This is a genomic window from Spirosoma luteolum (assembly GCF_054778875.1).
In genome coordinates this window covers 412076-437798 of record NZ_BAAGZE010000005.1, presented here as the reverse complement: position 1 = coordinate 437798, position 25723 = coordinate 412076, and the positions used below count along the sequence as shown (strand labels likewise).

The 25723-nt window shown below is 60.0% G+C and carries 22 protein-coding genes and 1 pseudogene; 16 read left to right on the top strand and 7 right to left on the bottom strand.

Going from position 1 to position 25723, the window contains the following annotated elements; all coding sequences use genetic code 11:
- Positions 1–63 precede the first annotated feature (63 nt).
- Both ACYVAC_RS09470 and ACYVAC_RS09465 read left to right on the top strand, forming a co-directional pair.
- Positions 64–954 (top strand): hypothetical protein, encoded by an 891-nt coding sequence (locus tag ACYVAC_RS09470; RefSeq protein ID WP_461097388.1) that lies wholly within the window; start codon positions 64–66, stop codon positions 952–954.
- A gap of 104 nt (positions 955–1058) precedes the next feature.
- A complete protein-coding gene (locus ACYVAC_RS09465) occupies positions 1059–1625 on the top strand; it encodes a precorrin-2 dehydrogenase/sirohydrochlorin ferrochelatase family protein (RefSeq protein ID WP_461097387.1) in 567 nt (188 codons plus the stop codon).
- Positions 1626–1666: 41 nt separating this feature from the next.
- On the opposite strand, the gene ACYVAC_RS09460 is transcribed toward ACYVAC_RS09465, so the two are convergent.
- On the bottom strand, positions 1667–3217 hold the full coding sequence (locus tag ACYVAC_RS09460) for a sensor histidine kinase (protein WP_461097386.1): 1551 nt from the start codon (positions 3215–3217) through the stop codon (positions 1667–1669).
- 96 nt (positions 3218–3313) lie between these two features.
- A complete protein-coding gene (locus tag ACYVAC_RS09455; protein ID WP_461097385.1) occupies positions 3314–3670 on the bottom strand; it encodes a hypothetical protein in 357 nt (118 codons plus the stop codon).
- Between the two features lie 61 nt (positions 3671–3731).
- Here ACYVAC_RS09455 and ACYVAC_RS09450 point away from each other — a divergent pair, with 61 nt between their 5' ends.
- The 6 genes from ACYVAC_RS09450 (at position 3732) to mnmE (ending at position 8968) form a co-directional block, all read left to right on the top strand.
- A complete protein-coding gene (locus ACYVAC_RS09450) occupies positions 3732–4211 on the top strand; it encodes an OsmC family protein (protein WP_461097384.1) in 480 nt (159 codons plus the stop codon).
- Positions 4212–4333: 122 nt separating this feature from the next.
- The gene (locus ACYVAC_RS09445; protein ID WP_461097383.1) at positions 4334–5128 is read left to right on the top strand and encodes a thymidylate synthase; all 795 of its coding nucleotides are present in this window, start codon (positions 4334–4336) and stop codon (positions 5126–5128) included.
- Between the two features lie 103 nt (positions 5129–5231).
- The gene (locus ACYVAC_RS09440) at positions 5232–5612 is read left to right on the top strand and encodes a response regulator (RefSeq protein WP_461097382.1); all 381 of its coding nucleotides are present in this window, start codon (positions 5232–5234) and stop codon (positions 5610–5612) included.
- 82 nt (positions 5613–5694) lie between these two features.
- Positions 5695–6456, top strand: a complete 762-nt coding sequence (locus ACYVAC_RS09435; RefSeq protein WP_461097381.1) for an MBL fold metallo-hydrolase — start codon at positions 5695–5697, stop codon at positions 6454–6456.
- Positions 6457–6514: 58 nt separating this feature from the next.
- Positions 6515–7552, top strand: coding sequence for an oxygenase MpaB family protein (locus ACYVAC_RS09430; protein WP_461097380.1), 1038 nt, complete (start codon positions 6515–6517; stop codon positions 7550–7552).
- A 39-nt stretch (positions 7553–7591) separates the two neighbouring features.
- Positions 7592–8968 carry a tRNA uridine-5-carboxymethylaminomethyl(34) synthesis GTPase MnmE gene (gene mnmE / locus ACYVAC_RS09425; RefSeq protein ID WP_461097379.1) on the top strand — a complete coding sequence of 459 codons (1377 nt, stop codon included), beginning with the start codon at positions 7592–7594 and terminating at the stop codon, positions 8966–8968.
- 81 nt (positions 8969–9049) lie between these two features.
- Here mnmE and ACYVAC_RS09420 read toward each other — a convergent pair whose 3' ends face one another.
- The 4 genes from ACYVAC_RS09420 to ACYVAC_RS09405 all read right to left on the bottom strand — a co-directional run bounded on the left by ACYVAC_RS09420 (position 9050) and on the right by ACYVAC_RS09405 (position 16245).
- Positions 9050–11884, bottom strand: coding sequence for a PQQ-dependent sugar dehydrogenase (locus ACYVAC_RS09420; protein ID WP_461097378.1), 2835 nt, complete (start codon positions 11882–11884; stop codon positions 9050–9052).
- 56 nt (positions 11885–11940) lie between these two features.
- A complete protein-coding gene (locus ACYVAC_RS09415) occupies positions 11941–12912 on the bottom strand; it encodes a sugar phosphate isomerase/epimerase family protein (protein ID WP_461097377.1) in 972 nt (323 codons plus the stop codon).
- A 73-nt stretch (positions 12913–12985) separates the two neighbouring features.
- Positions 12986–13591 (bottom strand): YceI family protein, encoded by a 606-nt coding sequence (locus ACYVAC_RS09410; protein WP_461097376.1) that lies wholly within the window; start codon positions 13589–13591, stop codon positions 12986–12988.
- A 56-nt stretch (positions 13592–13647) separates the two neighbouring features.
- Entirely contained in the window at positions 13648–16245 is a 2598-nt protein-coding gene (locus tag ACYVAC_RS09405) for a TonB-dependent receptor (protein WP_461097375.1), read from the bottom strand.
- 235 nt (positions 16246–16480) lie between these two features.
- Between ACYVAC_RS09405 and ACYVAC_RS09400 the strand changes: the two genes are divergently transcribed.
- From ACYVAC_RS09400 to ACYVAC_RS09370, 7 genes and pseudogenes are all read left to right on the top strand, one after another.
- The gene (locus ACYVAC_RS09400) at positions 16481–17548 is read left to right on the top strand and encodes a sensor histidine kinase (protein ID WP_461097374.1); all 1068 of its coding nucleotides are present in this window, start codon (positions 16481–16483) and stop codon (positions 17546–17548) included.
- Entirely contained in the window at positions 17545–18306 is a 762-nt protein-coding gene (locus tag ACYVAC_RS09395) for a LytR/AlgR family response regulator transcription factor (RefSeq protein ID WP_461097373.1), read from the top strand. Before ACYVAC_RS09400 ends, ACYVAC_RS09395 begins: the two co-directional genes overlap by 4 nt.
- 45 nt (positions 18307–18351) lie before the next feature.
- Positions 18352–18480: pseudogene (locus tag ACYVAC_RS09390) on the top strand (hypothetical protein); the annotation flags it as partial.
- 13 nt (positions 18481–18493) lie between these two features.
- Positions 18494–18778 carry an alpha-N-acetylglucosaminidase C-terminal domain-containing protein gene (locus ACYVAC_RS09385; protein ID WP_461097372.1) on the top strand — a complete coding sequence of 95 codons (285 nt, stop codon included), beginning with the start codon at positions 18494–18496 and terminating at the stop codon, positions 18776–18778.
- A gap of 67 nt (positions 18779–18845) precedes the next feature.
- Positions 18846–20027, top strand: a complete 1182-nt coding sequence (locus ACYVAC_RS09380; protein ID WP_461097371.1) for an acyltransferase family protein — start codon at positions 18846–18848, stop codon at positions 20025–20027.
- Positions 20028–20199: 172 nt separating this feature from the next.
- Positions 20200–22314, top strand: coding sequence for an NAD(+) synthase (gene nadE, locus ACYVAC_RS09375; RefSeq protein WP_461097370.1), 2115 nt, complete (start codon positions 20200–20202; stop codon positions 22312–22314).
- Entirely contained in the window at positions 22314–23171 is an 858-nt protein-coding gene (locus tag ACYVAC_RS09370) for a DMT family transporter (protein WP_461097369.1), read from the top strand. Before nadE ends, ACYVAC_RS09370 begins: the two co-directional genes overlap by 1 nt.
- 54 nt (positions 23172–23225) lie before the next feature.
- Here the strand turns inward: ACYVAC_RS09370 and ACYVAC_RS09365 are convergent, their stop codons facing one another.
- A complete protein-coding gene (locus ACYVAC_RS09365) occupies positions 23226–24398 on the bottom strand; it encodes an OmpA family protein (RefSeq protein WP_461097368.1) in 1173 nt (390 codons plus the stop codon).
- A 246-nt stretch (positions 24399–24644) separates the two neighbouring features.
- Here ACYVAC_RS09365 and ACYVAC_RS09360 point away from each other — a divergent pair, with 246 nt between their 5' ends.
- On the top strand, positions 24645–25703 hold the full coding sequence (locus ACYVAC_RS09360) for a hypothetical protein (RefSeq protein ID WP_461097367.1): 1059 nt from the start codon (positions 24645–24647) through the stop codon (positions 25701–25703).
- The last annotated feature ends 20 nt before the right edge of the window (positions 25704–25723 follow it).

Sequence of the window (25723 nt, the reverse complement as noted above, 5' to 3'; positions counted from 1 at the left end):
AGGCACCGGGCTCAGTTTTACTGATACTGGCCGGTTTTGGACCGACAGTCAACTCAACACGTTATGAAAAATTCTGCAAAACTTTGCCTGCTGCTCGCCGGAGTGTGCAGCGCCGGGCTATCGCACGCCCAGCAAACCAACTACGACGATCGCTACGACCGGAACGAGCGCCCGTCGCGCCGGGACGAACGGCGCGAGGAACGCCGAATGGACGACCGGCTTGATGACCGACGCGATTACAACCGCCGGGACGAAGAAAACCGGCGCTATGACAATCGCTACGAAGACCGGCGGGGCGACGATCGGTACGATGGCCGACGATACGACGAACGCGACCTGAGCAAGGCATACGACGAAGGCTACGATGATGGTCGCCGGAGTATCGAACTGGAGGAGCGCCAGCAACGCCGGGCCAACTACAAGCACTTTACGTTTGGCATTTACGGTGGAGCCAACTCGACCCGGTTCCAGGGCGAGAATGTCGACAACAACAAGCTGACCGGCCGACTGGGCTATCAGCTCGGGTTCTTCGTACGTGGTGGCGGTCGGGTATACGGCCAGATCGGCGCCGAGTACATGACATCGAGTTCGGAATTCTATAAAATCGGCGACGGAGCGACCCCTAAAGACATTACTGGTAACGTCGACCAGAAGTACATTCAGGTTCCGGCCTACATCGGGGTTAAACTGGCGCAGTCAGACAAAGGGGTGTCGGCCGTGCGGCTGGCCGTTGGCGCCGAGTATGCGGCTCCGCTGGGAGTCAACAACAACGCGTTTAATTTCCAGCAGGGCGACTTCCGGGCGGCTACCGTTAACGGCCTGGTCAATCTCGGCTTCGATGCGGGTCCGCTGCTGGTGGGCTTTGTTTACCACTATGGCTTTGCCGACGTAATCGAAGGAACCGACAATACCAAGCGCCGGATCCTGAGTGTCAATGTTGGGGTGAAATTCTAATCGCCTTATCTTACCCGATAAACCGCCGGTCGGTGGGTGAATCGTTGTAAGTTTGCTGACTGGTCAGCGGGCTGCGACCTTCACCTGCCGACCAGTCTTTTTTTATGAATACACTCTTCCCGATTTTCGTTAAAGCCGAGCAGCTGCATACCCTCATTGTGGGGGGCGGCTACGTAGGGCTCGAAAAAGCAACCGCGCTGCTGGGGAACGCGCCCGATGCCCGCGTTACGCTGATTGCGCCCGAGATTCGGGAAGAGCTGTATGGGCTGGCCCGGCTGCACCCGCGGCTCGAACTGATAAAGGAACCCTACCACCGGCTGTATCTGGCCGGCAAAGACCTCGTTATTGTGGGTACCAACGATAAGGAAGTAAACCGGCAGGTGCAGATCGACTGTAAGGTAGAGCGGATACTGGTCAACGTGGCCGATACGCCGGCCCTGTGCGACTTTTATCTGAGTTCGGTGGTGAAGAAGGGCGACCTGAAAATTGCCATCTCGACCAACGGCAAATCGCCCACTTTTGCCAAACGGTTCCGGGAAGTGCTCGAAGACATCTTGCCCGACAGTCTGCAGGAAACACTCGACAACCTGACAGCGATCCGGATGAAGCTGAAGGGCGATTTTGTGCAGAAGATGGAAAAGCTCAACGAGATCACCAACATCCTTAAGTAAGGTCGGGTCGCGCAGGTCGGGCCGCGTAGGCCGGGCCGCGGTCAGGCTGGCAGAAACACCCGGAAGGTAGTGCCTTCGCCCGATTTGCTCGCTACCGTGATGTAGCCGTGGTGGTTACCGATTACTTTCTGGACGATGGCGAGACCAATGCCGCTGCCGGGATACTGTTGCCGCGTATGGAGCCGCTGAAAAGCCTGGAAGATCACAGCCTGATAGGCCGTATCGATACCGATGCCGTTGTCGGATACCTCAATCAGCCAGAACGAGTTGATGTGACTGGACGTCAGGTCGAGATTGTACCGGTCCACCAGTTGTTGTCGCTCAACGGGCTGAGCCTCGATCGTTACAACAGGCTGCCGGTCGGGGGGCATAAACTTCAGCGCGTTGGTGAGCAGGTTCTGAAACAGCTGCCGTAGCTGCAGCGGCTGGCCGGCTATCGTGGGGAGCTGGCCAACCCGGAGTTGCGCCCCGGTCTGCTGAATCACGATTTCGAGATCGCTCAGCACGTCGGTTATAAGACGCTGCAGATCAATCTTTTCAATGGTTGCCTGATCGGTCGACAGGCGCGAAAACGCCAGCAGGTCGCGAATCAGGGTTCCCATCCGGTCGGCGGCCTGATCGATGCGTTTCAGAAAAGTGGCCCCGTCGCCCAACTGCCCGGTGAATTGGTCGAGCAGTATGCCCGAAAACGACTTTATTTTCCGTAGGGGCTCCTGCAGATCGTGGGAGGCCACGACGGCAAAATCGTTGAGCGATTGATTCGACGCGATCAATTGCTGGTTCAGGTGAATCAGGGCCTGTTCGTTGCGCTTCGATTCGGTTACGTTCTGAAAAGTAATGACCAGTTCGTTGGGCCGATTCCGAACGGCAGCCACGGTAAACCAGCCGTCAAGGCCATGGTCATCTACGTAATGCTGGGTAGTCTGCTCCGTTTCGCCGGTTTCGGTAACGCGTTTGTAGAACGCAAACAGCCCCGACTCTACATTGCCCGGAAAGCGCTCCAGCAACTGCCGGCCGATAATGTCTTCGGGCAACAGCGACAAATCCCGTTCGACAGCCCGGTTCGCCGTCAGCATCAGAAAATCCGTGATTTCGCCCGAGTCATCACGGATGGCCCGCATCCGGATAATACTGCTCAGCGACGCGTCGAGGGTGGCCTGCAGCAGATCCGTTTGCTGGTCGGCAAGGGTCTGGGTCGTTTTAAGACCGGTAACATCATTGAATACCAGCAATATCGTATTCTGCCGCCGGGTAATCCGGATGCTGAACCATTGATCCTGGTTGTTGATGGGGCAGTAAAAATCGGGTAACAGCCGGGAGGTTCCCGTTTCCAGTACGTCGATGCTGAGGGCGCGCAGTTCGGTATCGTCGAAAGCCATCTGCAGCCGCTGGGCCGTCTGGCCAATCATACCGGTAGGCTGAAGTCCCACCATGCCGGCGCCGGTTGTATTGATATAATCGATCTGGAAGTCGAGCAGCAGGCCCGCATTATCGTACACCGGGCTTGCTACACAAAGGCCAATCTGGCTTTCGTCGAGCAGGGAAGGAAAAAAGTCGTGTGGAAAGTAATCAGCTGGTATAGGTGTGCCCATACAGAAAAGGAAAGCTTAAACGGGCGCAAAGCTAAACGACTCGGCAAGCAAGCCTACCTTTTGGTGCGTTTCCTATCCAGTGGCCCCCACCGGAGCCTAAAACGACAGTGGTGTATGGAAGGCCTGCGGTAATGCAACCGGCCCGGAGCGAAGAATAAAAAAATAAATCAGACCGGCCAGAATCAGGTAGCTGACAGCCAGCCATTTCTTTTTCTGGTCGAACTCGGCGGGATGGTGGTGGTAATCGTAGATCATGGATGCCGAGAGGCCCATCACCATCAGAAAGAACGAGAACACCCCGAAATCTGTTCGGTAGGTGCTCATCGACTGCATGAACCGGGCCCCCGACACAATGTAGAGAAGCCAGCAGCCAAAGCCGGCTCGGTAGAGATAAACGCTCAACCGGCGGTCGTTTTTGAGATCGAAAAGATCACCGCTGAATTTCTCGGACATAGCAGGGGGCGGTTTAGAGTCTGTGAAAATACGAAGGCTTGCTTAATAACGCAAAAACAGGATGCTTGATTCACAATCGGTTGAGGCCGCTCCGGCCCTGAACAAAATGACGGTCGACCTAGTACGGGTCGATGATGCCTTTCATTTCGAAGCCCGGGGGCAGTCGGGTATAACGCAGCACCTCGACGCGGCCGAAGATATCGGCGGGCACAATGCCGGCGCCCGGCCCATGGAAATGCTGCTGATGGGGCTGGCGGGCTGCTCGGCCATCGACGTGGTGCTGATTCTGCAGAAACAGAAACAGGTCGTCGATAATTTCACCCTGAGCGTCGACGGCTTTCGCGAAAAAGGGGCTACCCCCGCACCCTTCAAACAGATTCATATCACCTACAAACTGTCGGGAACGCTGCAGGCCGACAAGGTGAAGCGGGCCATCGATCTGTCGATGGATAAGTACTGCTCGGCAACGGCGCAGTTCCGACCCTCGGCGCAAATCACCTATTCGTTCGAGATCAACGGGGAAGCGCAGCCGCTGGCCTGATCAGCAACGGCAACAGACTGAGGCCGGCGTTGCGACGTTAGTGTACTGTTGGCATACTACTTTTGCCAGCTCAGCAGGCAACGCCAGAGGAACGGGTCTGCTCAAACCGACCACTATTTTTCATGCAACAATACCACGATTTACTCCGGCACATTCTGGCCAACGGCGCCCGCAAAACCGACCGTACCGGCACGGGCACGATCAGCGTGTTTGGTTATCAGATGCGCTTCAACCTGCAGGATGGCTTTCCGCTCCTGACCACCAAGAAAGTCCACACCAAGTCGATCATCCACGAACTGCTGTGGTTCATCAGGGGCGAAACCAATATCAAGTACCTGACCGACAACGGCGTTACGATCTGGAACGAGTGGGCCGACGCCGACGGTAACCTGGGCGATGTGTACGGCAAGCAGTGGCGCAGCTGGGCCGCTCCCGATGGCCGCTCTATTGATCAGCTGCAGGACGTGCTGAACCAGCTGAAGCGTTCGCCCGATTCGCGCCGGATGATCGTGTCGGCCTGGAACCCGGCCGATGTGCCGTCGATGGCGCTGCCGCCCTGCCACGCGCTGTTTCAGTTCTACGTGGCCGATGGCAAGCTGTCGTGCCAGCTCTACCAACGCAGCGCCGACGTGTTTCTGGGGGTGCCGTTCAATATTGCGTCGTATGCCCTGCTGACCATGATGGTGGCGCAGGAATGCGGCTACGAAGCTCACGAGTTTATCTGGACCGGGGGCGATACGCACCTCTACAGCAACCACCTAGAGCAGGTAGAAACGCAGCTGGCCCGCGATTTTCGGCCCCTGCCGACCATGCGGCTCAACCCCGCCGTTCGGTCTGTATTCGACTTTACGTACGACGACTTCACGCTCGAAAATTACGACCCGCACCCGGCCATAAAAGCCCCGGTAGCCGTTTAAAGCCGGTTGGGACAGGGGCAGAGGGGCCTCATTCCGTTTTTGTGTTTGCCGATTTAACTGCTAATTTCACCACTGTAAACCGTTACACGACTCCCAAAACCTTATGTCTGCTTCCAAACGCGTCCTGATCGCCGAAGATAGTTCCGTTATTCAGAATCTGGCCCGCAAAATCCTCGAGTTTCAGAACTACGACATCACCGCCGTCAAGAATGGCGAACAGGTGATGCAGATTCTGGAGAAAGAAGATTTCAGCATCCTGCTGCTGGATATCAACATGCCCGTTATGGATGGCATGGAGTGCGTTCGGCGGGTTCGGGCCATGTCGGATAAGGCCAAAGCGGCCGTACCCATCGTTGCCATCACCGGCAACGCCAAAAACTACACCGAAGAAGAGTTCAAGACGGCTGGTTTCAACGACGTACTCGTGAAGCCCCTCAACTTCGACCGGCTGGTTGAAGTGGTTAACCAGCTGACCGATAAATAACAGCGAAAGAGTGAAAGAATGAATGAGCGGTTGGTTTTCAGGCGCTCATTCACGCTTTCACTCGTTCACTCTTTCGCTCACTATGCTCATCACCCTGCTGGGAACGGGCACGTCGTCGGGGGTGCCGCTCATCGGTTGCCAGTGTGCGGTGTGTCGATCCGTTGATTTTCGCGATAAACGACTGCGGTCGTCGGTACACATAGCCGTCGATGGTCGCAGCTTTGTTATCGATACGGGTCCTGATTTCCGGCAGCAGATGCTCCGGCTCAACCTGCGTCATCTCGACGCGGTGCTTTTTACCCACGAACACAAAGACCACACGGCCGGCCTCGACGAGGTGCGGGCCTTTAACTTCCGGTCGGGCGAGGATATGCCCATCTACGGCCGGCCGTCGGTGCTCGAGCAGCTGCAGCGCGAATTCGCCTACATCTTTGCCGAGCATCGCTACCCCGGTATTCCGCGCGTGCAGCTCAATCCCATCCGCAACACCCCGTTCGAGCTGCTGGGTGTTCCGATTACGCCCATCGAGCTTATGCATCACAAGCTGCCGGTGTTTGGCTTCCGGATCGGCGATTTCAGCTACCTCACCGATGTCAACTACATCAGCGAACCCGAGCTCGACAAGGTGATGGGCTCGCGGGTGGTGGTGCTCGACGCCCTGCAGCGCGAACCCCACATCTCGCACTTCACCCTCGATCAGGCGGTGGCGCTGGCGCAGCGCATCGGTGCCGAACAAACGTACTTCACCCACATTAGCCACAAGCTGGGCCTGCACCGCGAGGTCGAGGCCGAACTGCCGCCATCGATCCGGCTCGGTTACGATGGCCTGCAAATCAGGCTCTAGTGGCTAAACCAATCGGCCTACCCTGGCGTTACCTAGTGAACTGTTTTCACTGAGTGCCATGACCATGCTGATTAAATCGTCCCGCCATTTTCCGGATACGCTGATGAATGCCTACCGGCAACAGGGCGATGCGCCGGCCGACGCCGTTATGGCGGCCGTGGTGGCGGAAGGGGGCATGCCGGCACTCCGGTCGCTGATGGGTGCCCTGGCCGATACGTCGGCGCTCCGGCCCGACAACCAGCCTGCCGCCGTGCGCGATTTCTGGGCAGCGCACGCGCAACTGCCCGCCTGGGCCGACACCGCCCGCATGGCGCGGGGAATGGCTTTCTTCAACCGCAACGCGGGCCATATCGGGCTTATTCTGGGGTGCTTTTCGCTGCCTTACTGCTACCTGGGCGCCGACGGAGCGCAGGTGCTCTGGCTGACCGAACGCATCAAAAACGACACGGCCCGCCGGCTGCAGGAAACGGGCGAGTGGGTCTTTGCCGTCAATAATCCGAAAAGCTGGCAGCCGGGGCCGGCCGGGCAACCCGTTCCCGATGCCATTGGCCGGACGCTTAACGTGCGGCTGCTCCACGCCGGGGCGCGCTGGTTTACGCAGCACAGTGGTCGCTGGGATGCCGCCTGGGGTGTGCCCATCAACCAGGAAGATATGGCCGGTACTAACCTGGCGTTTTCCTACGTAGTGCTGCTGGGCCTGCGCCGGGCGGGTGTCGATGCGACCGAAGAGGATGAAGAAGATTACCTGCACCATATCAATGTGGTCAACTGGCTCAACGGCGTGCAGGTCGGGCTGCTGCCCCGCAACCTGCGCGAAGCCTACGTGTTGGGCCGGTCTATTGCCCGGCGTCAGTTCAAGCCCTCGGCCGCTGGGGCGGGCCTGACCAGGGCACTGCTCAATGCCATTGCCGTGCAGGGCGGGGGGGGGCTGGGGCAACCCGACACCATCCGGAACCTGGCAGCCGGCGAAATGCGTTTCTTCCTGGGCGACCTCCACGCCGACTGGCTGGAGATCCCGCGCGTGCCGCTCGAAAAGCGCATGGCCGGGTTGCTCAATCGCCTGCCGGTGTTCAGCCAGTTCCGCCCCGTCGGGTAGGTGTGGCCCACCTGCTTTCATGTTTTACCCGTTGCTGCTTTGCTCACTTCAGAACCAATTGCTGCGCTGGCCACGGCCCCCGGCATCGGCGCCATCGCCGTGCTGCGCGTGTCGGGCGACGACGCCATCTCGATTACCAACCGCTTTTTTCGGGGCAAAGACCTGACCCAGCAGGCCAGCCATACGGCCCACTTCGGCACGCTCCGCAACCGCGACGGGGGCCTGATCGATGAGGTGCTGGTGACTATTTTTCGGGCGCCCCGGTCGTTTACCAAAGAAGATGTGGTCGAGATTTCGTGCCACGGCTCCGAGTTTATCATTCAGCAGATTCTGCGCCGGCTCACGCAGGAAGGCGTTCGGCTGGCCAAACCGGGCGAGTTTACGCAGCGGGCGTTTCTGAACGGGCAGTTCGACCTGATTCAGGCTGAAGCCGTGGCCGACCTGATCGCATCCGATTCCGACGCCAGCCACCGGGCTGCCATGACACAGCTGCGGGGCGGCTTCTCCAAACAACTAATTGCCCTGCGCCAGCAGCTCATCGATTTTGTGGCGCTGGTAGAGCTTGAACTCGATTTTGGCGAGGAAGATGTGGAGTTCGCGCACCGGGATCAGCTCCGGCAGCTGATGCTCGACATCCGGCGGGTGCTGCACCCGCTGATCGAATCGTTTGCCGCCGGCAACGTCATCAAAAACGGGGTCGCGACGGTGATCGTCGGCAAACCCAACGCCGGTAAGTCGACGCTGCTCAACGCGCTGCTCAACGAAGAAAAAGCCATTGTGTCGGATATCCCGGGTACTACCCGCGACGTCATCGAAGATGAACTGTTTATCGATGGTATCCGCTTCCGGCTGATCGATACGGCTGGGCTTCGGTCGGCAACGGACCGGATCGAAGCCATCGGCATCGAACGCACCCAGCAGAAAATGCGCGAGGCCGCGCTGGTCGTGTACCTGTTCGATGGGGTGGCTATCACGCCCGATGACCTGCAGATGGCCCTGTCCGAGGTGCGCGATGCGGGTAAGCCGTATCTGCTGATCGGCAATAAAATCGACGCCATCGATGCTGATCGGCGGCAGACCCTCGACACGATAGCCGGGGAGCCGATTCTCTGGATTTCGGCCGCGCAGCAAACCCACCTCGACGCGCTGCGGACCGCCCTCTCAGACCGCGTCAAGACCGACGCGGCCGTACGGACGGGCAGCGCCGTGGTCACCAACGCCCGCCATCACGATCACCTGCTGGCTACCGACTCGGCCCTGGCCCGCGCGCTGGCGGGGCTCGACGCCGGCGCCACGCCCGACTGGCTGGCCATGGATCTGCGCGTGGCCCTGCAACATCTCGGCGAACTAACCGGTCAGATCACCACCGACGATCTGCTCGACTCGATCTTCAGCAAGTTCTGCATCGGCAAGTAAGCTTGCTGGCCGCAAAAAAACACCGGCTCTGGCCAGCGGCAACGCCGTTGACCAGAGCCGGAATGGGTAGGGTACGCGCCGTTATTGTTTGACCGCGTTCAGGAATTTGACGCTCGAGAACGACAGCAGCGGCTCGATGGGTTTGGCCTTGCCGTTGGTAAATACCAGATACACATCCTGCATGCCGTCGGTGGGTTTGAGCGTCACCAGCACGGGAGGACGCGCAAAGGGATTGAAGTTAGCGGGTGGGCCAGCTGGTTTTTTGGCGGCCGGGTCGGGCTTGGGCGCCGATTCCATCTGGGCAATAAGCTTCTGCATATCGACTTCGGGGGCCTGCTCCACCACGATCGAGCCAATGACCGGGCCAGTGGGTGAGCCTAGGTGTACGTCGATCGTGCCACCCACACCCCCTTCACGCCGTTGCGCGGCCGCGTTCAGCTCCAGCTGCCGGATACCCGTCAGGTCGAGCTGTCGGAACGCAACGTAGCTGTTGGCGTAGGCCACTACCGTTTCGCCCTTGCCCATCCCTTTCGCCTTGATATCGACGCCTTTGCTGATCGGTGCCGAGGCCGCGTCGAGTTGGGGACTGCGCAGGACCAGCACCTGCTCGCCCGTCTGCGCCGGCACGGCTTTCCCGTTTTTGAGCGCACCACCCCGGTCGGTGTAGGCCGCCCGGATCAGTACCGAGCCATTACCCTTGTCGTCGGCGGGTAGTTTGGGGGTATAGCGCCCGGCCAGTGGCAGCGAACTAAGCGTTTTTTCGTTGATGTGCAGGATGTAGTTGACCAGCGTGGTGGCGTCGGCGGTCGACATGGCGGGGTGACCCGGCATGGCTACGTCGCCCCAGACCCCTACACCCCCCTGCTGGATTTTCTTCACCAGCCGGTCGACCGCCCCCGCATCGCCCCAGTATTTGGTGGCGATGGCGCTGAAGGCCGGCCCAACCGATTTGGTAGCAGGCTGGTGGCATACCTTGCAGTCGCTCTGGCTCATGATGGTTTTGGCCACGGCAAACTGGGTCGACGCGTCGACACTGCGCTGGCCCTGCATCACCTCGGCTACGTCGAAGCCTTCGCCGGTATAGTCGATACTCATGGCAACCCGGTTGGTCGGAATACTGCCGGCCCGCAGGCTGCCATCTTCGGCATCGGCCACGCTAACGGTGTATTCGATGGGCTGATCGGGAAAGAAAAACGTTTTGTTGGACGCCAGACTGACGGCGACGGCCGGGGCGGCATTGCCGGCAATGATCCGGACCGACTGCCGGTTGGCGGCCCCCTGCGGGTCGGTGACGGTAAGCTGCGCCGTATAGACACCGGGCTTATCGAAGGTAACCGATGGGCTGGCCGTTTTGAAGACCCGGGCCGGCTGGCCGGGCGACGTAACGGTCCACTGGTAGGCGAGGGCGTCGCCATCGTTGTCGGTGCTGCCGTCCGACAGCAGGTTGAGCTGGAGCGGTACCGGACCACCGGGTTTGCTGGCCGAGGCCCGTACGAAAGGCTTGCGGTTGCCGCCGTTGTACTCGATCCGGACCAGTTTGGCGTTGTCGCTCTTGCGAAACCAGTTGCTGCCGTATTCGAGCAGATACAGGTCGCCGTCGGGGCCAAACTTCATGTCGATGGGTTCGACAGGGTGGTAGGCTGGCAATACCCGCTCCATCGACTGGTAGTTGCCGGCCTGATCCATGGTAATGGCCATGATCCAGCCGCGCGAGAAATCGGTGACGAGCCACTTGCCTTCGTAGTAGGCCGGCCAGGGCCGTTTGGCGCCCTTGAAATCGGCCTGGTGGTAAACGGGACCACCCGTTGCCGAGCGCGAGCCGGTACCGACAAGCGGAAACGCTTCCGACACGCCGTATGGATAATAAACAAACGAGGGGGCAACGGGGGGCAGTTCGGTCAGGCCCGTATTGTTGGGCGAGTTATTGACAGGGTGTTTCGGGTCTTTCTTCTCGAGCGGTTTCTTATTGGCGTAGTCGTAGACCGGAAATGCCTGATCGTTGCCCACAAACCACGGCCAGCCGAAATTACCCGGTTTGCGGGCCTGGTTTAGTTCGTCGTAGCCGCGGGGGCCGATCTCCGAGTCGTTGGTTGCATCGGGGCCCACTTCGCCCCAGTACACGTAGCCGGTCTGGCTGTCGACGGCGATGCGCCAGGCGTTGCGGTGGCCCATCGAGTAGATTTCGGGCCGGGTTTTGGCCGTACCTTTCGGAAACAGGTTGCCCTCGGGAATGGTGTAGGTACCGTCGGCTTCGGGGTGAATCCGCAGAATCTTACCGCGTAGGTCGTTGGTGTTGCCCGCGTGGCCCTGATCATCCCAGCTGCTGCGGTCGGGGCGCTCATCGGTCTGGGCCGCCTGCTGGTTGCCGGTGTTGTTGCCCACCGTCAGGTACAGGTTGCCGGCGCGGTCCCAGGTCATGCCCCCGCCCGTGTGGCAGCACACCTCGCGCTGCGTCGGTACTTCGAGCAGCACTTTTTCGCCCTGCAGCGCATTGTTGCGCAGTTCCCAGCGGGTCAGGATGTGTTTTTTCTCGGTGGGGTGCGCGTAGTACAGATACAGCCAGTGGTTCTGGTCGAAGGCCGGGTCGAGAGTCAGGCCCATCAGCCCTTCTTCGGCTTCCGATACCTTGCCCTGCGCCGAAGTGTATTTGGTGTTGACCGGAATGGTGGCTACCAGATCGACCGTATTGGTGGCCGGATCATACTTTTTAAGCGCCCCTTTGCGCTCGATGATGAAGGCCGTGCCGTCTTTCAGCACCTCAAACATCATGGGCTCATCGAGGTCTTCGGCTACGGCGACAGGCGTAAAGCGGGTATCGTCGGGCTTGCCGGGCGTGTCCTGAATCAGAAACGACGCCAGACCCAGCAACAGCGTAGTGCCGAGCGATAGTGGGTTGAAAAACGTAGACAGGTGCATAGGTAGCTGGAGAAAAAAAAGGCCCGGACCGCTTTCGCCATCCGGGCCGGCGGGCGTTAAGCCAGCAGTTTGGTCAGGTTGGCGAAGCTGGTTGTGATGCTCTCGATGCCCTTGGGAGCCATATCCTGCTCCACAAAGAAATACTTGAGCCCCGCCAGTTTGGCGGCTTCGAAGGCGTGTTTAAAATCGACCATGCCGTTGCCGACCTCGGTAATGGTGGTTTTATCGGCCTTGATGTCTTTGACATGCCAGAGCGGGAACCGGCCGGGGTGCTGCCTGAACAGCTCGACCGGATCTTTCCCCGCCTTGGTTGCCCAGGCCAGGTCGAGTTCCATCTTCACCAGGTCTTTATCGGTCTGCGACAGAATCAGTTCGTAGGGTGTTTTGCCGCCGTCGACGGGGTCGAATTCAGTGGCGTGGTTGTGGTAAGCGAAGCCGATACCGGCTTTTTTGCAGGCCTCGCCCGTTTGCTGGAATACGGCCACCGATTTATTGATTTCGTCGAGGTTGGCCACGGGCGTGCTGGCGCAGACCAGGTAGCTCAGGCCCCCCTCGGCGGCTTCGTCGACCAGCTGCTGGTAGTTGTCGCGCAGGTTGAGCATGGGGGGCATTTTCGAGAAATCCATGCGAGGCCGGGCGGGGGCGGCCGGCGCCTGTCCGCCGGCGGGGGGCGTCGGGGGGGCGGTCTGGGGTCGGGGCTTGAACGGGGCCCCCGAGGCATGGTGGGCCCGCCAGGTCATGCCCAGGTCGTTCACGATTTTTCGGAATTCTTTGGCATCGTAGCCATAGTATTTACCCCGCATACTAAACGCCGACTCGACTTCTTTGTAGCCTACGGCGGCTACTTTTTCGAGGGTGCCTTTGGGATCTTCGCTCATGGGCATAAACAGCGTAAAAAGCTGAATGCCAATGGGGCGGGCGGCCATCGGGTGGCCAAACAGGGTTTCGGCCTGCGCCAGGGCGGGCAGGGCCAGGCTGCCCAGTGTCAGCGCACCGGCATCGCGGAGAAAATGTCGTCTGGATGTCATCAGGAAAAGGGAAAAGACAAAAAAAGCCCCCGCCCGGGTATGGGTACCAATGGGAACGGGGGCGTGGAGGTGGTTACTTTTTCTCGGCAGCAGCCGGAGCCTGCTTGGCAAATTCGCCGGCGGCTTTGATCTCAATGTCTTCGCTCACTACGGTTGAGCCGGCCGAGCCAACGCCAAAATCGACCCGGTTGATGGTACCGGCGATTTTGAGGCCGGCTTTCTCCTGCTTGCCCCGGGGGCTGTCCATGGTTACGGGGCCCGTCAGCACGGCGTCGAGTGTAACGGGTTTGGTAACACCGTGCATGGTCAGGTTGCCCGCCAGCTTGTACTTCTTACCGTCGACTTTCTTGAACGAGGTGCTCTTGAACGTAATGGTCGGGTACTTGGCCGAATCGAACCAGTCGGGGCTTTTGAGGTGCCCGTCGCGTCGTTCATTGTCGGTGTTGATGCTGTTGACATCGGCCGTCAGCTCGATAACGGCGTCCGACAGATCGGCTTTGCTGGCCTGCAGACTGGCATCGAAGGTTTTGAAATTGCCGTCGACTTCCGACAGCATCAGGTGGGTCACCGTGAAGCCGACCCGCGAGTGGGCCTTATCGACGGTCCAGGATTGGGCAAAAGCCGACGAAGCACCCAGCAGGGTTGTGGCAAACAGCAGCGACGTGAGTTGTTTTTTCATGCGAATTAACTGGATTGACAGAAACGGTTTTATAAAGGATACGGGTATTGCGTTGGTTAGCGGGGCCGGCCGCCGGCGGGGCTGGCTGCCGGAGCGGCCTGAGCGCCACTGTCGCCGTCGCCCTTCAGGTCGTCGTTGCTGACGGAGCGGGCTTTACGGCGGGTGTCTTCAAACGACATTTTGCCGATTCGGTAGGTGAACGTTAGCTTGATGTTGGCGTTGTAAAGGTGGTTGGTACTGGTCTGGCTCAGCAGGGGCGAGTTGAGTGTGGTGCGCATGGTGACGCCGTTGCCGATAAAGTTTTCGGCGGCCAGTCCGAGGCTGCCCCGCTTGCCGGCCAGGTCTTTACGCAGACCCAGCGAATACATGTAGAAGCCACCCATCGTACCCTGCAATTGCGGCATCGGACCCCGCCAGAAGCTAAAGAACTGAGCCCCCCAGCCTTTACTCAGTTGCAGCTGACTCATCAGCCGCGCGCCCAGGCTTATGCCCGTGTTGGTGATGGTAATGGAGCGGCCATCCGCGCCGGGCGTAAGGCCCTGCATGTACACGTAGTAGCCGTCCAGCCCGCCGTTGACGCTCCAGTTGGCCGTGATGGTCGTGTTGAAAAAGAAGTTGCTGCCCACCGTGCGCTGTACGCCGATGTTCTGGTAGGTGGTGATGATGCCGCCCGCCAGCGTGTCCGACGGAATCCGGATCTGGGTAATGGCATTGTCGGTAAGCCGGCCAAACACCGACAGGTTCACGTAGGTACGCTTAAGGGTAGTGCTGGCGCTCAGCTCCACATTATCGGTCAGTTCGGGTTTGAGCGTGGGGTTTCCCACCATCACCAGCTGGGGGTTGGCCGCATTGGGATTGGGGTTCAGCTGCTGCAACCCCGGCCGCTGAATCCGTCGGTTATAGCCCAGTTTCAGCGTGGTGCCGCCCTTCAGACTTTTCGAGACGTTGAGGCTCGGCACCAGATTGCCGTAGTCGGGAATGGCGAGGGGCGTGTTCTCGTTGGCCCGGGCCGTAATGGCCGTATGTTCGTAGCGGGTACCCACCTTGACGGTGTATTTGCTGGGTGTAATGTAGGTGTAGGACACATAACCCGCGCCAATCTGCTGATTGTACAGCAGCGAGCCCGATGGGTTGGAGGGGTCGAACCGCAGTTCGCCCGTGCTGCCACCCACCTGATACTGGTAGCGGCTGTCGACCTGGCGCAGAATGGCCTTGGCCCCGAACTCGAGGAGCTGGTTTTTGCGGATCGGGGTCTGGTAGTCGGTCTGAAGCGTAATCTCCTGATTGGTATTGTTGTTCAGGTTGCGCTGCCGGCCGGTCAGGTCGCCGGTGCCGTTGAGCAGGTCGGCGAAGAAGTTGTTGGTCAGGCCGGTACGGCTGTACTGCGACGATACGCTCCATTCCTGCTGGGGCTTGAATGTGCGGATGTAATCGACGTTGACATCTACCGAGTTCGACAGGTCTTTCCGGTTTACATCGCGGTTGGTCATGGCCAGCAGCGAATCGGCCAGGTAGGTGTTGGTGAGCTGGCTCTGCTGCTGTACGAAATTGCGGGTGCCAAACCGAATGCCGGCCGACAGTGCCTGGTTTTTCGCCAGATCGTAGTCGAAGCCCAGCGTGTACTGGCCAAAAACGGGTGTATCGAAGGCGGTTGCCTGCTGGGCAGTACGCTGGTACTGCGTGCCTACCCGCGTGGCCTGGTCGAGGGTCGACGAAGCCCGGTTATACATAGCCCGGCCGAAGCCCCCGAGCGTGATGCCCAGCTTGCCCTGCCGGTACGATCCGTTGAGTCCCAGGTTCGAGGCCCGCAGCCCCACGCCCGCATCGACGTTGAGGGTCAGGCCGTGCAGGGTGTTTTTGCGGGTCACGATGTTGATGATGCCGGCCGCACCCTCGGCGTCGTATTTGGCCGAGGGGGAGGTAATCACTTCCACCGTTTTAATCATGTCGGCCGGCAGCTGTTTCAGGGCGTCGGCCACGTTGCTGGCCACAATGGTACTGGGTTTGTTATTGATCAGCACCCGGATGTTGCTGCTGCCCCGCAGGCTGACATTGCCATCCAGATCGACCGACAGCATCGGCACCCGTTTGAGCACATCGCTGGCGTCGCCCCCTTTGGTGGTCATGTCTTTGTCGGCATTGAACACCAGCCGATCCACTTTTTCTTCGATCACGGCGGCCTGTCCTGTCACGACCACTTCGCCCAGCGTGCGCACATCGGCTGTCAGCCGAACCGGGCCGAGGTTAATATCGGTGCGGCTGGCTATGGTAAATGGGGCCGAGTCATGGGTTTTATAACCGATAAAGGAGTATTGCAGCCGGTAGTCGCCGGGCGCCAGTCGGGTGAGCGCGAAAGCACCTTTGGCGTCGGAGGTTGTCCCATCGACGGGTTTACTGGTTTTTACGCTGATCAGTGCTACAGTAGCAAACTCGACGGGCCGGCCCGATAGCGAATCGACCAGCACCCCAGAAATTCGTCCGTTGCCTTTGGGCTGCTCGTCGGCAACGCCCGTAAATTCTTTCTTTTGTCGCTCCGTAGTGCCGAACCCACCGGGGCCACCGCCCGGCGGACCGAACTGGGCAGCAACCGACTGCCACAACCCAACGAGCAGGCAGGTGATAAACAGGGTGGGGGTACGATGACGGTGAAGCATGGTTTGCGTGAATGAGCAACCAAAGGAATATGCGCTTGGCCAAACCCGAAAATCGAATAGACTGGCGGGGTATAAGTGTCGGCAGAATGGCCGAACGAACCGATGAACGCCGGCTGCGAACCAGCGGGGCCATTGGTCGGCTGAAAGCGGTCGACTATCGGGAAAAATGCCGAAACAGCCGATTGACCGCCGGGAAAACGGCAAATAGCCGTAAACTTGGTACTTTCTGTTGGCTATGGCTATCTCCTTGTTTTCGCGCCGGTATGTATCGATGCTGAGCCACTGGCTGGGCTGGGGGTTGCTGGGGTACCTGCTGTTTTTCTCACAGTGGTTCGGCGCTGACTTTGTGGCACCCCGCGAATACTGGATCCGGCAGACAATCTTTTTTGGCCTGATGGTGGGGGCGTTTTACCTGAATGCCCAGCTGCTGGTGCCGCGTCTGCTACTGACGGCCCGGCCCGGCCGGTACGTAGCGTCGCTGATCGGGCTGTTGCTGCTGACGGTGCTCATTATTGGCGGTATCGAATTTGTCTTCGACCTGCCCACCAAATTCCACCGGCTGTTTCATCCCGACGGGGGCGGGCAGCCCCGCTACTACGGCTGGGTGCAGTCGACGCTGTTTACAACCATGCTCACACTGGGCAGCAGCACCAGCCTGGCCATGGTGCAGAAGTGGCAGACCGATGCCAACACGCGGCTGGCCCTCGAGCAGGCCAGAACCAGCTCCGAACTGTCGTTTCTGAAAGCCCAGATCAACCCCCACTTTTTCTTCAACACCCTCAACAACATCTACGCCCTGACGCTGATCGACGCCGATACGGCCCGCTCGGCCATTCACCGGCTTTCGCGCATGATGCGCTACGTGCTCTACGATACCCAGTCCGATACAACCCTGTTGAGTAAGGAAGTGGGCTTTCTGGGCGATTATATCCAGCTCATGCAGCTGCGCCTGACCGATAAGGTGGTCGTTTGTTTCCACACGCCGGCCCCGCTTCACGATCAGGCCATCGCACCCATGCTGTTTCTGCCGTTTGTCGAGAATGCCTTCAAGCACGGCGTCAGTGCGCTGCACACCAGTCAGGTGCATGTCAGCATGGAGCAGCAGCCGGGGCAGCTCCGGTTTACGGTCTGCAACACCCTGTTTCGCGACAAAACCCCTTCGCTCGAAGCGGGCAGCGGCATTGGCCTCAACAACACCCGGCGTCGGCTCGACTTGCTCTATCCGGGGCAGTATGCGCTGCAGACCGAAGCCGACGAAAGTACGGCGCAGTACCGCGTGACCCTAACGCTGAACCAGTTATGATGCTCACCTGCCTGGCTGTCGACGACGAACCGCTGGCCCTCGGTTTAGTCTGCGCGTTCATCGAAAAAACACCTTTTCTGCAGCTCAAGGGCCGGTTCAGCAGCGCGGTCGAGGCCCTGCAGAGCACACTGGCCGGGCCGGTCGATCTGCTGTTTCTGGATATTCAGATGCCCGACCTGACGGGGCTCGAACTGGCGCGGCTGCTGGAACGCACGCACCGGGGTGGCCGGCAGCCGCGCATTATTTTTACGACGGCTTTCGATCAGTTTGCGCTCGATGGGTTCCGGGTCGATGCCATTGACTATCTGCTCAAGCCGTTTAACTACGAGGAGTTCCTGCGCGCAGCCAGCAAGGCCCGCCACTACGCCGAACTGCTGAGCCGCAGCCAGCCGGCCCCGCCGGCCAGTCTGGCCCCGACCCCGTCGCCCGTTTCCGACGATTACCTGTTTCTGAAGGTCGAGTACCAGCTGGTGCGGGTTGCGCATGCCGATATTCGGTACATCGAAGGCCTCAAGGATTATGTGAAGGTGTATCGGCAGAGCGACCCCGCCAAACCCCTGCTGTCGCTGACGAGCCTGAAGGCACTGGAAGAAAAGCTGCCGCCCCGGCAGTTCATGCGGGTTCACCGGTCGTATATCGTGGCGCTCGATCACATCAGCGCCGTTACGCGGTCGAGCATCCAGATCGGGGCCACCACCATTCCCGTCAGCGACCAATATCGCGAGGTCTTTGCCGACTTCATCAGCCGCTGGCTCTAGGCGCCAAGCCGCCGGGGTTTGTCGTGTGCCCAAAGCCCCGAACAGGTGGAGGCCGGGCGCCCCACCGTCGACTCCACCACCGTCTGGACGTGCATCCGGCTCAGTTACCCCTGGCAGTGGGGTACCACGCCCGCCGGGCAAGACTTGTATGAGCCGAACGCCCGCGTTCTGATTACGTTGTGGGGCGATGCCAGCAGTCCTTTGCACGAATGCGCCAACCGGGCAGTGGGGCGGCCTGCTCAACCACTTTTACCGACCCGGCTGGGCGCAGTTTTTCGGGCCGCTCGCCCAGGTGCTGGCTACGGGGCAGCAGCCCGATCTGAAGCCGTTTGAGGAGCAGATCAAACCGTGGGAGTGGCGGTGGGTCAACAAACACAAGGCGTTTCCGACCCACCCGGCCGGCAACAGCGTGCAGCTGGCGCTGCGTATGCACCAAAAATACCGCCCACGGCTCAGTAACGCCTATAGGTAGTCGTTCTTTGCGTAGAGAATCGGATCGGCGCGACAGTAGCGGCCCGCCGATCGTTACCAACCCAACCATGCAAACTGCATTTGTGCCCACCAGCGCCCCGGCTGTAGCCCGGCCCGCGCCCGCCCGGCTTCTGTCGCTCGATGCCCTGCGGGGTTTCGATATGTTCTGGATCATGAGTGGCGAACATATCGTGCATACCCTGGCCAACGCAACGGGCTGGGCCCCCGCGGTCTGGCTGTCGGGGCAGCTTCACCACGTCGAGTGGAACGGCTGCGTGTTCTACGACATGATTTTTCCGCTGTTCCTGTTTATTGCCGGGGTGTCGATGCCTTATTCCATGCAGGGTAAACTCAGCCGGGCGGGGGTCAGCCGCCCCGACGAGCTGGCGTTTGCCGACAAACGCTCCATCTACCGGACCATGCTCCGGCGCACGCTGATCCTGCTGGCGCTCGGCATGATTGTCAACGGGGCCCTGCAGCTGAAGGGCTACCACGAAACGCGCTTTGCCAGTGTGCTGGGCCGCATCGGACTCGCCTGGTTTTTTGCGGGACTGATCTACCTCAATGCCGACCTGAAAAAGCAGGTGCTGTGGCTGCTGGCGCTGCTGCTGGGTTACTGGGCCGCCCTGATGCTGGTGCCGGTGCCCGGCTTCGGCCCGGGCGTGCTGACGCCCGAAGGGTCGCTGACGTCGTACGTCGACCGGCTGCTGCTGCCCGGCCGGCTGCACCGCGTCGTGTTCGACCCCGAGGGCCTGCTGTCGACGTTACCGGCCATTGGTACGGCCCTGCTGGGCGTATTTACGGGGACGTTTCTGAAAACAGCATCACGGCGCTATTCGGGCACGCAGCAGACCCTGTTGCTGGCGGGTGCCGGCGTGGTGCTCATCGGGCTGGGGTTGCTGTGGGGCGAGGTGTTTCCGATAAACAAACGGCTCTGGACCAGTTCGTTCGTGCTCTACGTAGGAGGCTGGAGCCTGTTGTTTCTGGCCGTGTTCTACTACCTCATCGACGTGCGGGGGTGGCAGCGCTGGGCATTCCCGTTTGTACTCATCGGTACCAACTCCATTCTGATTTATCTGGCCGCCGAGGGGGCTGTCGATTTTGCCCACACGGCCAATTACGTATTTGGTGGCCTGATTCACCTGGCTCCGCCCGACTGGCAGCCCGTTGGGCTGGCCCTGGGCGTTACGAGCCTGCAGCTACTGTTGCTCTACGGGTTGTACAGGCGAGCAATTTTTCTAAAAGTGTAGCGCTGGCCAGACACAGGGGGCTGAGACATTGGTTCGTATCGGGAAGGTCAACGATTGGCCCGTGCAAAACAAAACCGAATCAGCCCCCATCTTTGTTGTATGGGTGGGGGCCACGGGGCCTGCCCAGCGGAGGGGCGCCGATGCCCGGTCCGTTGTCTTTCGTTCCTGATTCATGAAACTCCTCAAGATAGCCGCCGGTGTGCTCAACCAGATTCCTCTGGCCTGGGAGCACAACAAACAGAACATCATTCGCGCCATCGAAGAAGCCCAGGCGCAACAGGTTAGCCTGCTCTGCCTGCCCGAGCTGTGCATTTCGGGCTACGGCTGCGAAGATGCCTTCTACGCCCAGAATACCATCGACCAGTCGATTGCGTCGCTGCTCGATATCGTTCCCTACACCAATGATATTGCCGTGGCTCTCGGGCTGCCCCTGCGCCACAACAACCGCACCTTCGACGTGGTTTGTCTGGTGGCCAACCGGCGCATACTGGGGTTTGCCGTGAAGCAATACCTGGCCAACAACGGTGTACACTACGAAACCCGCTGGTTTCAGCCCTGGTCGCCCTTCGTCCGCGACGAGATCACGATCGACGGCTTCAGCTACCCCTTTGGTGATCTGATCTTCGATCTGTCGGGTATTCGGGTGGGCTTCGAAATCTGCGAAGACGCCTGGATTGCCAACCGGCCCGGCCGCTCGCTCTACGAACGGGGCGTCGACATCATCATGAACCCCTCGGCCAGTCACTTCGCCTTCATGAAGTCGCAGACGCGGGAGCGGTTCGTCATCGATGCATCGCGATCGTTTGGCGTGAGCTATGTGTACACCAACCTGCTGGGCAACGAAGCCGGCCGCATGATCTACGACGGCGACGCCATGGTGGCCTCGAACGGCGAACTGCTGGTGTCGGGCGCCCGGCTCAGCTACGAAGACGTGGTGATTGTGCCGGCCGTAGTCGATGTCGACCTAACCCGGCTCAACCAGACCCAGAACCGGGGCAACCTGGCGCTGGCTTACCCTAACCTGCGCGTAACGGATCGGTTCGACTGGCCCGAAACGGCGCCCGTGGTGCAGAAAGCGGTGCTCGAGGGGTGGGAGCGGGGGGGCTACCTCAAGGAAGAAGAGTTTGCCCGGGCCGTGGCGCTGGGTTTGTTCGACTACCTCCGCAAGAGCCGCTCACAGGGCTACGTGCTGTCGCTGTCGGGTGGCGCCGACTCGTCGGCTATTGCCGCACTCGTGTTCCTGATGATCCGGATGGCGGTCGAGAACATCGGCATCGACGGGGTAAAGAAAAAGCTTAGCTACATCAAGGCCATTCAGGATTGCGAAACACCCGAAGCCATGGTGGGGAACCTGCTGACGGTGATGTATCAGGGCACGCAGAACTCCTCCGACGATACGTATAACTCGGCGAAAGAGCTGGCCGACGACATTGGCGCCCGCTTCCTCAACATCAACATCAATGGCCTGGTCGAGACCTACCGCACGCTGATCGAGGGGCAGCTGGGACGCACGCTGTCGTGGGAAACCGACGATCTGGCCCTGCAGAATATTCAGGCGCGGGTGCGGGCCCCGAGTATCTGGATGCTGGCCAACCTCAACAACGCTCTGCTGCTGACGACATCCAACCGTTCCGAAGCGGCCGTGGGCTACGCGACCATGGACGGCGACACCTCGGGGAGTATTTCGCCCATTACCGGCATCGACAAACATTTTCTGCGGGGCTGGCTGCGCTGGCTCGAAACCGTGGGCCTCAACGTCCGCAACGCGCCCGAACCCACCGACCGTACGAGCCTGGCCACCGAGCCGACCAATGCCGACGACCTGATTCGGGTGAAGGGGCTGCACCGGGTCAACAACCTGCAGCCCACTGCCGAACTGCGCCCGCAGGATCGCAAACAGACCGACGAAGACGATCTGATGCCCTACGACGTGCTCAACTCGATCGAAGAAGCCGCCATCCGCGATAAGCAGCCTCCCCTTGCCGTGTTACGGCTGCTGGAGGTTCGGTATGCCGGCACCCACGACCGTGCTAAACTGGTGCTGTGGATCGAGCGCTTTTTCCGACTCTGGAGCCGCAACCAGTGGAAGCGTGAGCGCTACGCCCCGTCGTTCCACCTCGACGATCACAACCTCGATCCGCGCTCATGGTGTCGCTTCCCGATTCTGTCGGGTGGGTTCGAGAAGGAACTGGGCGAAATGCGCGACTGGGCCGGGTTGCAAACCAGCGCCCAGCCGGCGGCCGAGAACCGCCGAACGACGCCCGCGCGGGGCAAAATTGGGTTTTAATGAAAAACCTGCTGCCCGGTATTCTCTTTGCCGCCCTCTGGGCATCGGCCGCCGTGGCGACCAAAGTGGGGGTGCAGTCGGCGCCCCCGCTGGTGCTGGCCAACGTTCGCTTCTTTATTGCCGGTACGGGCATGCTGCTGTTTGCGTATGGCATACAGCGGCAGCGCGACGCCTGGCCCCGGGGGGCGGAGTGGCGGCACCTGCTGATTTTTGCCCTGCTCAATACAACCATTTACCTCGGCGCCTTTGTGCTGGCACTGAAGCAGGTGTCGGCGGGAATCGGTAGCCTGTCGACGGCCACCAACCCACTCTTTATCACGCTGCTGTCGGCACTCTGGCTGCGCCGGGTGCCGCGACGCAACGAGGGGCTGGGTCTGTTGCTGGGGCTGCTGGGCGTTGGCGTTGCTACGTATCCGCTCCTGCAGAACAGTTATGCCACGGTCGAAGGTATTCTGATTCTGTTATTTGGGGTGGTGGCGGTGTCGGCCGCTACGGTCTACTATGCCGGGGTCGCGTGGCGGCTGCCAAACCTGGTTATCAACGGGTGGCAGGTGCTGCTGGGCGGCCTGATGCTGCTGCCCGTAACGCTGCTGACAGCCGATCTGGGCGCGGGCCACTACGACGGGCGCTTCTGGGGCTCTGTGTTCTGGCTGATCGTGCCGGTGTCGGTCGCTGCGCTTCAGCTCTGGTTTTTTCTGATCCGGCAAGACCCCGTGCGGGCCTCCCTGTTTCTGTTTTTATGCCCCATCTTCGGGTTTCTGTACTCGTGGGTGCTGCTCGACGAACCCATTACGGGCTATACGCTGGCCGGTACCGGACTGGTGATTGCCGGGCTCTGGCTGGGCCGTAAACAATAGGGGCGACTTTCCGCTGAAAGTCGCCCCCGGGTGGTCTGGGTAGAGCCGGCCAACTTATTCCTTCACGACCGTCAATTCGACCCGCCGGTTCAGCTGGCGGGTTTCTTCGTGGTTATTGCTGGCAATAGGGCGCGTAGGGCCATAGCCGTGCGTCGTTACCCGTTTGCCGTCGATTCCTTTCGATACCAGATACTCCTTAACCGCTTCGACCCGCAGTTTCGACAGGCGCAGGTTTTCTTCAAAGTCGCCCTGATTGTCGGTATGGCCGGCAAGGTCAATTTCGGCAACAGGATGCGACGCCATAAAGTCAACAACCTGGTCGAGCGCTGGCTGCGACTCAGGCAGTAATTCGGGCTTGCTCTGCGCAAACCGAATCGATTTCAGCTGCGTCGGCATGCCCTTGGGAGCGATCAGCAGCGGGGGCGTAAACGACACCTTGGCGTCGAGGGTTTTGGCGGGCACGGCATTGCCGGCTGCGGGTTGCCCAGCGCTGGCGGCTGTAGGCTGCGGAGCGGGTGTCCGGCGACCCGTGGTGGTCCCGGTGGTAGCGGGGGCGGCTCCGTTGGCGGGCCGGCCGGCGGCTGCACCGCGCCGGTTCCTAGCCGCTGGGGTTGCCGAGGCCACCGAACCGGCCGTTGCCGTGGCTACGGCCGCCGGCTGCCCGGAGGTGGCCGGTGGTGTCACCGCCGGCGCTGGTGTTTTGGCCACGGGTGTCGGGGCGGGTGTCGATGCAACGGCCGTGGGCACGGGACTGGGGGCCGCCGTTGTCGTGGGTGGCGTAGTAGCCACCGATGCCGTCTGGGTAATCGGAGCGGGGGCACTGGCGGTCGATGCCACTGCATCGCCCATCGGTACGGGGCTGGGGGGCGAGGCAACCACGGCCGGCGCTGTGCTGGTGCGGTGCAGGGCAATGGGTTTGCCCATCAGCCGATCGGTGCGCTCTTCTGAAAACGTCAGTTCCTCGCTGACGGGATCATAGCCGGTCGCTTTCGTATTCAGCACATACGTTTGTTTCTTCTTTACCGCCAGCCGAAAGGCACCATCGGCGCCGACGCGCTGCTCGGTCATGATCTTGCCGGTTGGGTCTTTGACCACAATCGTAGCCCCAACAATGGGCTGCCGCGTTGCCTCATCGAACACGATGCCTTCGATCGACGCGGACTGGTTCGTCGGTGCAGGGTCATTTTGTGCCTTTGTCTGCGCCAACGGAACACTTAAACTGGCCATCAAAAGGCCAACGGTTACATATGGGTTGTGCATCATTCTCCTCATGCAAAAGGAACGCAAAACCGGCCGTAAAAGTACGTTTGGGGGGGCGAAAGAATGCATTTTTCGATGGGCCGACGGGCGGTTGCAGGAGGATAGTCTGAGGGGTAAAAAAATGATTGTAAGTGACTGATAGACAGAGTAGTTAAATGCTGAAAATAGTTGCCTGTTTATGAACGGCGAAACCCCTTTTTTCGTTAGTATTGTATGACACAGACAACAAACGTGACGATGCAATTTCCGAACGCTCCGGCCGTGCCTGCACCGAGCACGGCTACCCCGTCGGTGCCCGATGAAAGCTGGCGCAAATCCATTCCCGCGCAGGTTTTTCTAAATCATTTTTTTGCCATGGACTACCACATCCAGCGTCAGCACGACCTGTTCGATGTGGCAAAACTACCCGTGTTTACGCAGTTTCACGGCCTTCAGACCGAAACCACGCAGAAGGCGCTGGAGAAACTGCTGCTTAACAGCTGGAGTGCCGAATATGCGCTTCGAATCACGCCGGTTGTCAACGATGAACAGTATCTGCAAAGCTCGCTGCACTGGACGTTTCCGCAGGCCTATTACAGCGCGCTTTTTAGTGCCCGTGCCTTTCTGGCTATCCAGGGCATCAATGTGAGCAACGAAGAGCTGATCCGGAAACGGATTGGCAACATGGTGGTGCGGGGCTACTACCCGGCGTCGATCGGCTACTACGCCCTCGGCCCCATCAACAGCTACCGAATTCAGCGGCTGCCCATGGCCCGCCGATTTGCCATGGTGGGCAAGAGTGATCTGATGCTGCCCTCGCGCGAGGAGTCGGTGCAGGCCGAACTGGCGCAGTTTCTGAAAACCACCCGCGATCAGCGCGTAAAGGCCCTGCGCAACGTGATTCAGAGCAATCCGAAGACGGCATTGCGTAGCCCTAAAACAGGCGAGATTCTGCAGAAATTCAGCGTCGAGCAGTATAAGCAACTGGCCAAACAGATTGGCTATACCACGTATTTCGACATGCTGAGCCGGCTGCGTATCTCTTCCACCAACCGGGAGATCGAACGCTTTGTCGATTCGGAGATCGATGTGCGGCTGTTTCACCAGAGTCTGGTCAACATTGTCGAACACGTCAATACCGTACACGAAGCTTACATTGCCAAAGCCCTGGGCATCGACGCCTATCGGCAACTGGTGGCCAAGCTGCCGGCCTACCTGCAGGAGAGCTTCGTCCGCGACCGCCTGAACAGTGTGATTGCTCCGCTGCTGCAGCAGGCTGGCGCGATGGCCTGACTACCGGGCTGTCCGGATTT

What these genes read in the sequence shown, in the direction of transcription:
- ACYVAC_RS09395 (WP_461097373.1), top strand. Translation starts at nt 17,545, where the DNA reads ATGATGCTCACCTGCCTGGCTGTCGACGACGAACCGCTGGCCCTCGGT.
- ACYVAC_RS09370 (WP_461097369.1), top strand. Translation starts at nt 22,314, where the DNA reads ATGAAAAACCTGCTGCCCGGTATTCTCTTTGCCGCCCTCTGGGCATCG.
- ACYVAC_RS09380 (WP_461097371.1), top strand. Translation starts at nt 18,846, where the DNA reads ATGCAAACTGCATTTGTGCCCACCAGCGCCCCGGCTGTAGCCCGGCCC.
- ACYVAC_RS09430 (WP_461097380.1), top strand. Translation starts at nt 6,515, where the DNA reads ATGACCATGCTGATTAAATCGTCCCGCCATTTTCCGGATACGCTGATG.
- ACYVAC_RS09405 (WP_461097375.1), bottom strand. Translation starts at nt 16,245, where the DNA reads ATGCTTCACCGTCATCGTACCCCCACCCTGTTTATCACCTGCCTGCTC.
- ACYVAC_RS09415 (WP_461097377.1), bottom strand. Translation starts at nt 12,912, where the DNA reads ATGACATCCAGACGACATTTTCTCCGCGATGCCGGTGCGCTGACACTG.
- ACYVAC_RS09420 (WP_461097378.1), bottom strand. Translation starts at nt 11,884, where the DNA reads ATGCACCTGTCTACGTTTTTCAACCCACTATCGCTCGGCACTACGCTG.
- ACYVAC_RS09435 (WP_461097381.1), top strand. Translation starts at nt 5,695, where the DNA reads ATGCTCATCACCCTGCTGGGAACGGGCACGTCGTCGGGGGTGCCGCTC.
- ACYVAC_RS09410 (WP_461097376.1), bottom strand. Translation starts at nt 13,591, where the DNA reads ATGAAAAAACAACTCACGTCGCTGCTGTTTGCCACAACCCTGCTGGGT.
- ACYVAC_RS09465 (WP_461097387.1), top strand. Translation starts at nt 1,059, where the DNA reads ATGAATACACTCTTCCCGATTTTCGTTAAAGCCGAGCAGCTGCATACC.
- ACYVAC_RS09360 (WP_461097367.1), top strand. Translation starts at nt 24,645, where the DNA reads ATGACACAGACAACAAACGTGACGATGCAATTTCCGAACGCTCCGGCC.
- nadE (WP_461097370.1), top strand. Translation starts at nt 20,200, where the DNA reads ATGAAACTCCTCAAGATAGCCGCCGGTGTGCTCAACCAGATTCCTCTG.
- ACYVAC_RS09450 (WP_461097384.1), top strand. Translation starts at nt 3,732, where the DNA reads ATGCTTGATTCACAATCGGTTGAGGCCGCTCCGGCCCTGAACAAAATG.
- ACYVAC_RS09455 (WP_461097385.1), bottom strand. Translation starts at nt 3,670, where the DNA reads ATGTCCGAGAAATTCAGCGGTGATCTTTTCGATCTCAAAAACGACCGC.
- ACYVAC_RS09440 (WP_461097382.1), top strand. Translation starts at nt 5,232, where the DNA reads ATGTCTGCTTCCAAACGCGTCCTGATCGCCGAAGATAGTTCCGTTATT.
- ACYVAC_RS09470 (WP_461097388.1), top strand. Translation starts at nt 64, where the DNA reads ATGAAAAATTCTGCAAAACTTTGCCTGCTGCTCGCCGGAGTGTGCAGC.
- ACYVAC_RS09365 (WP_461097368.1), bottom strand. Translation starts at nt 24,398, where the DNA reads ATGGCCAGTTTAAGTGTTCCGTTGGCGCAGACAAAGGCACAAAATGAC.
- ACYVAC_RS09385 (WP_461097372.1), top strand. Translation starts at nt 18,494, where the DNA reads ATGCCAGCAGTCCTTTGCACGAATGCGCCAACCGGGCAGTGGGGCGGC.
- ACYVAC_RS09445 (WP_461097383.1), top strand. Translation starts at nt 4,334, where the DNA reads ATGCAACAATACCACGATTTACTCCGGCACATTCTGGCCAACGGCGCC.
- ACYVAC_RS09400 (WP_461097374.1), top strand. Translation starts at nt 16,481, where the DNA reads ATGGCTATCTCCTTGTTTTCGCGCCGGTATGTATCGATGCTGAGCCAC.
- ACYVAC_RS09460 (WP_461097386.1), bottom strand. Translation starts at nt 3,217, where the DNA reads ATGGGCACACCTATACCAGCTGATTACTTTCCACACGACTTTTTTCCT.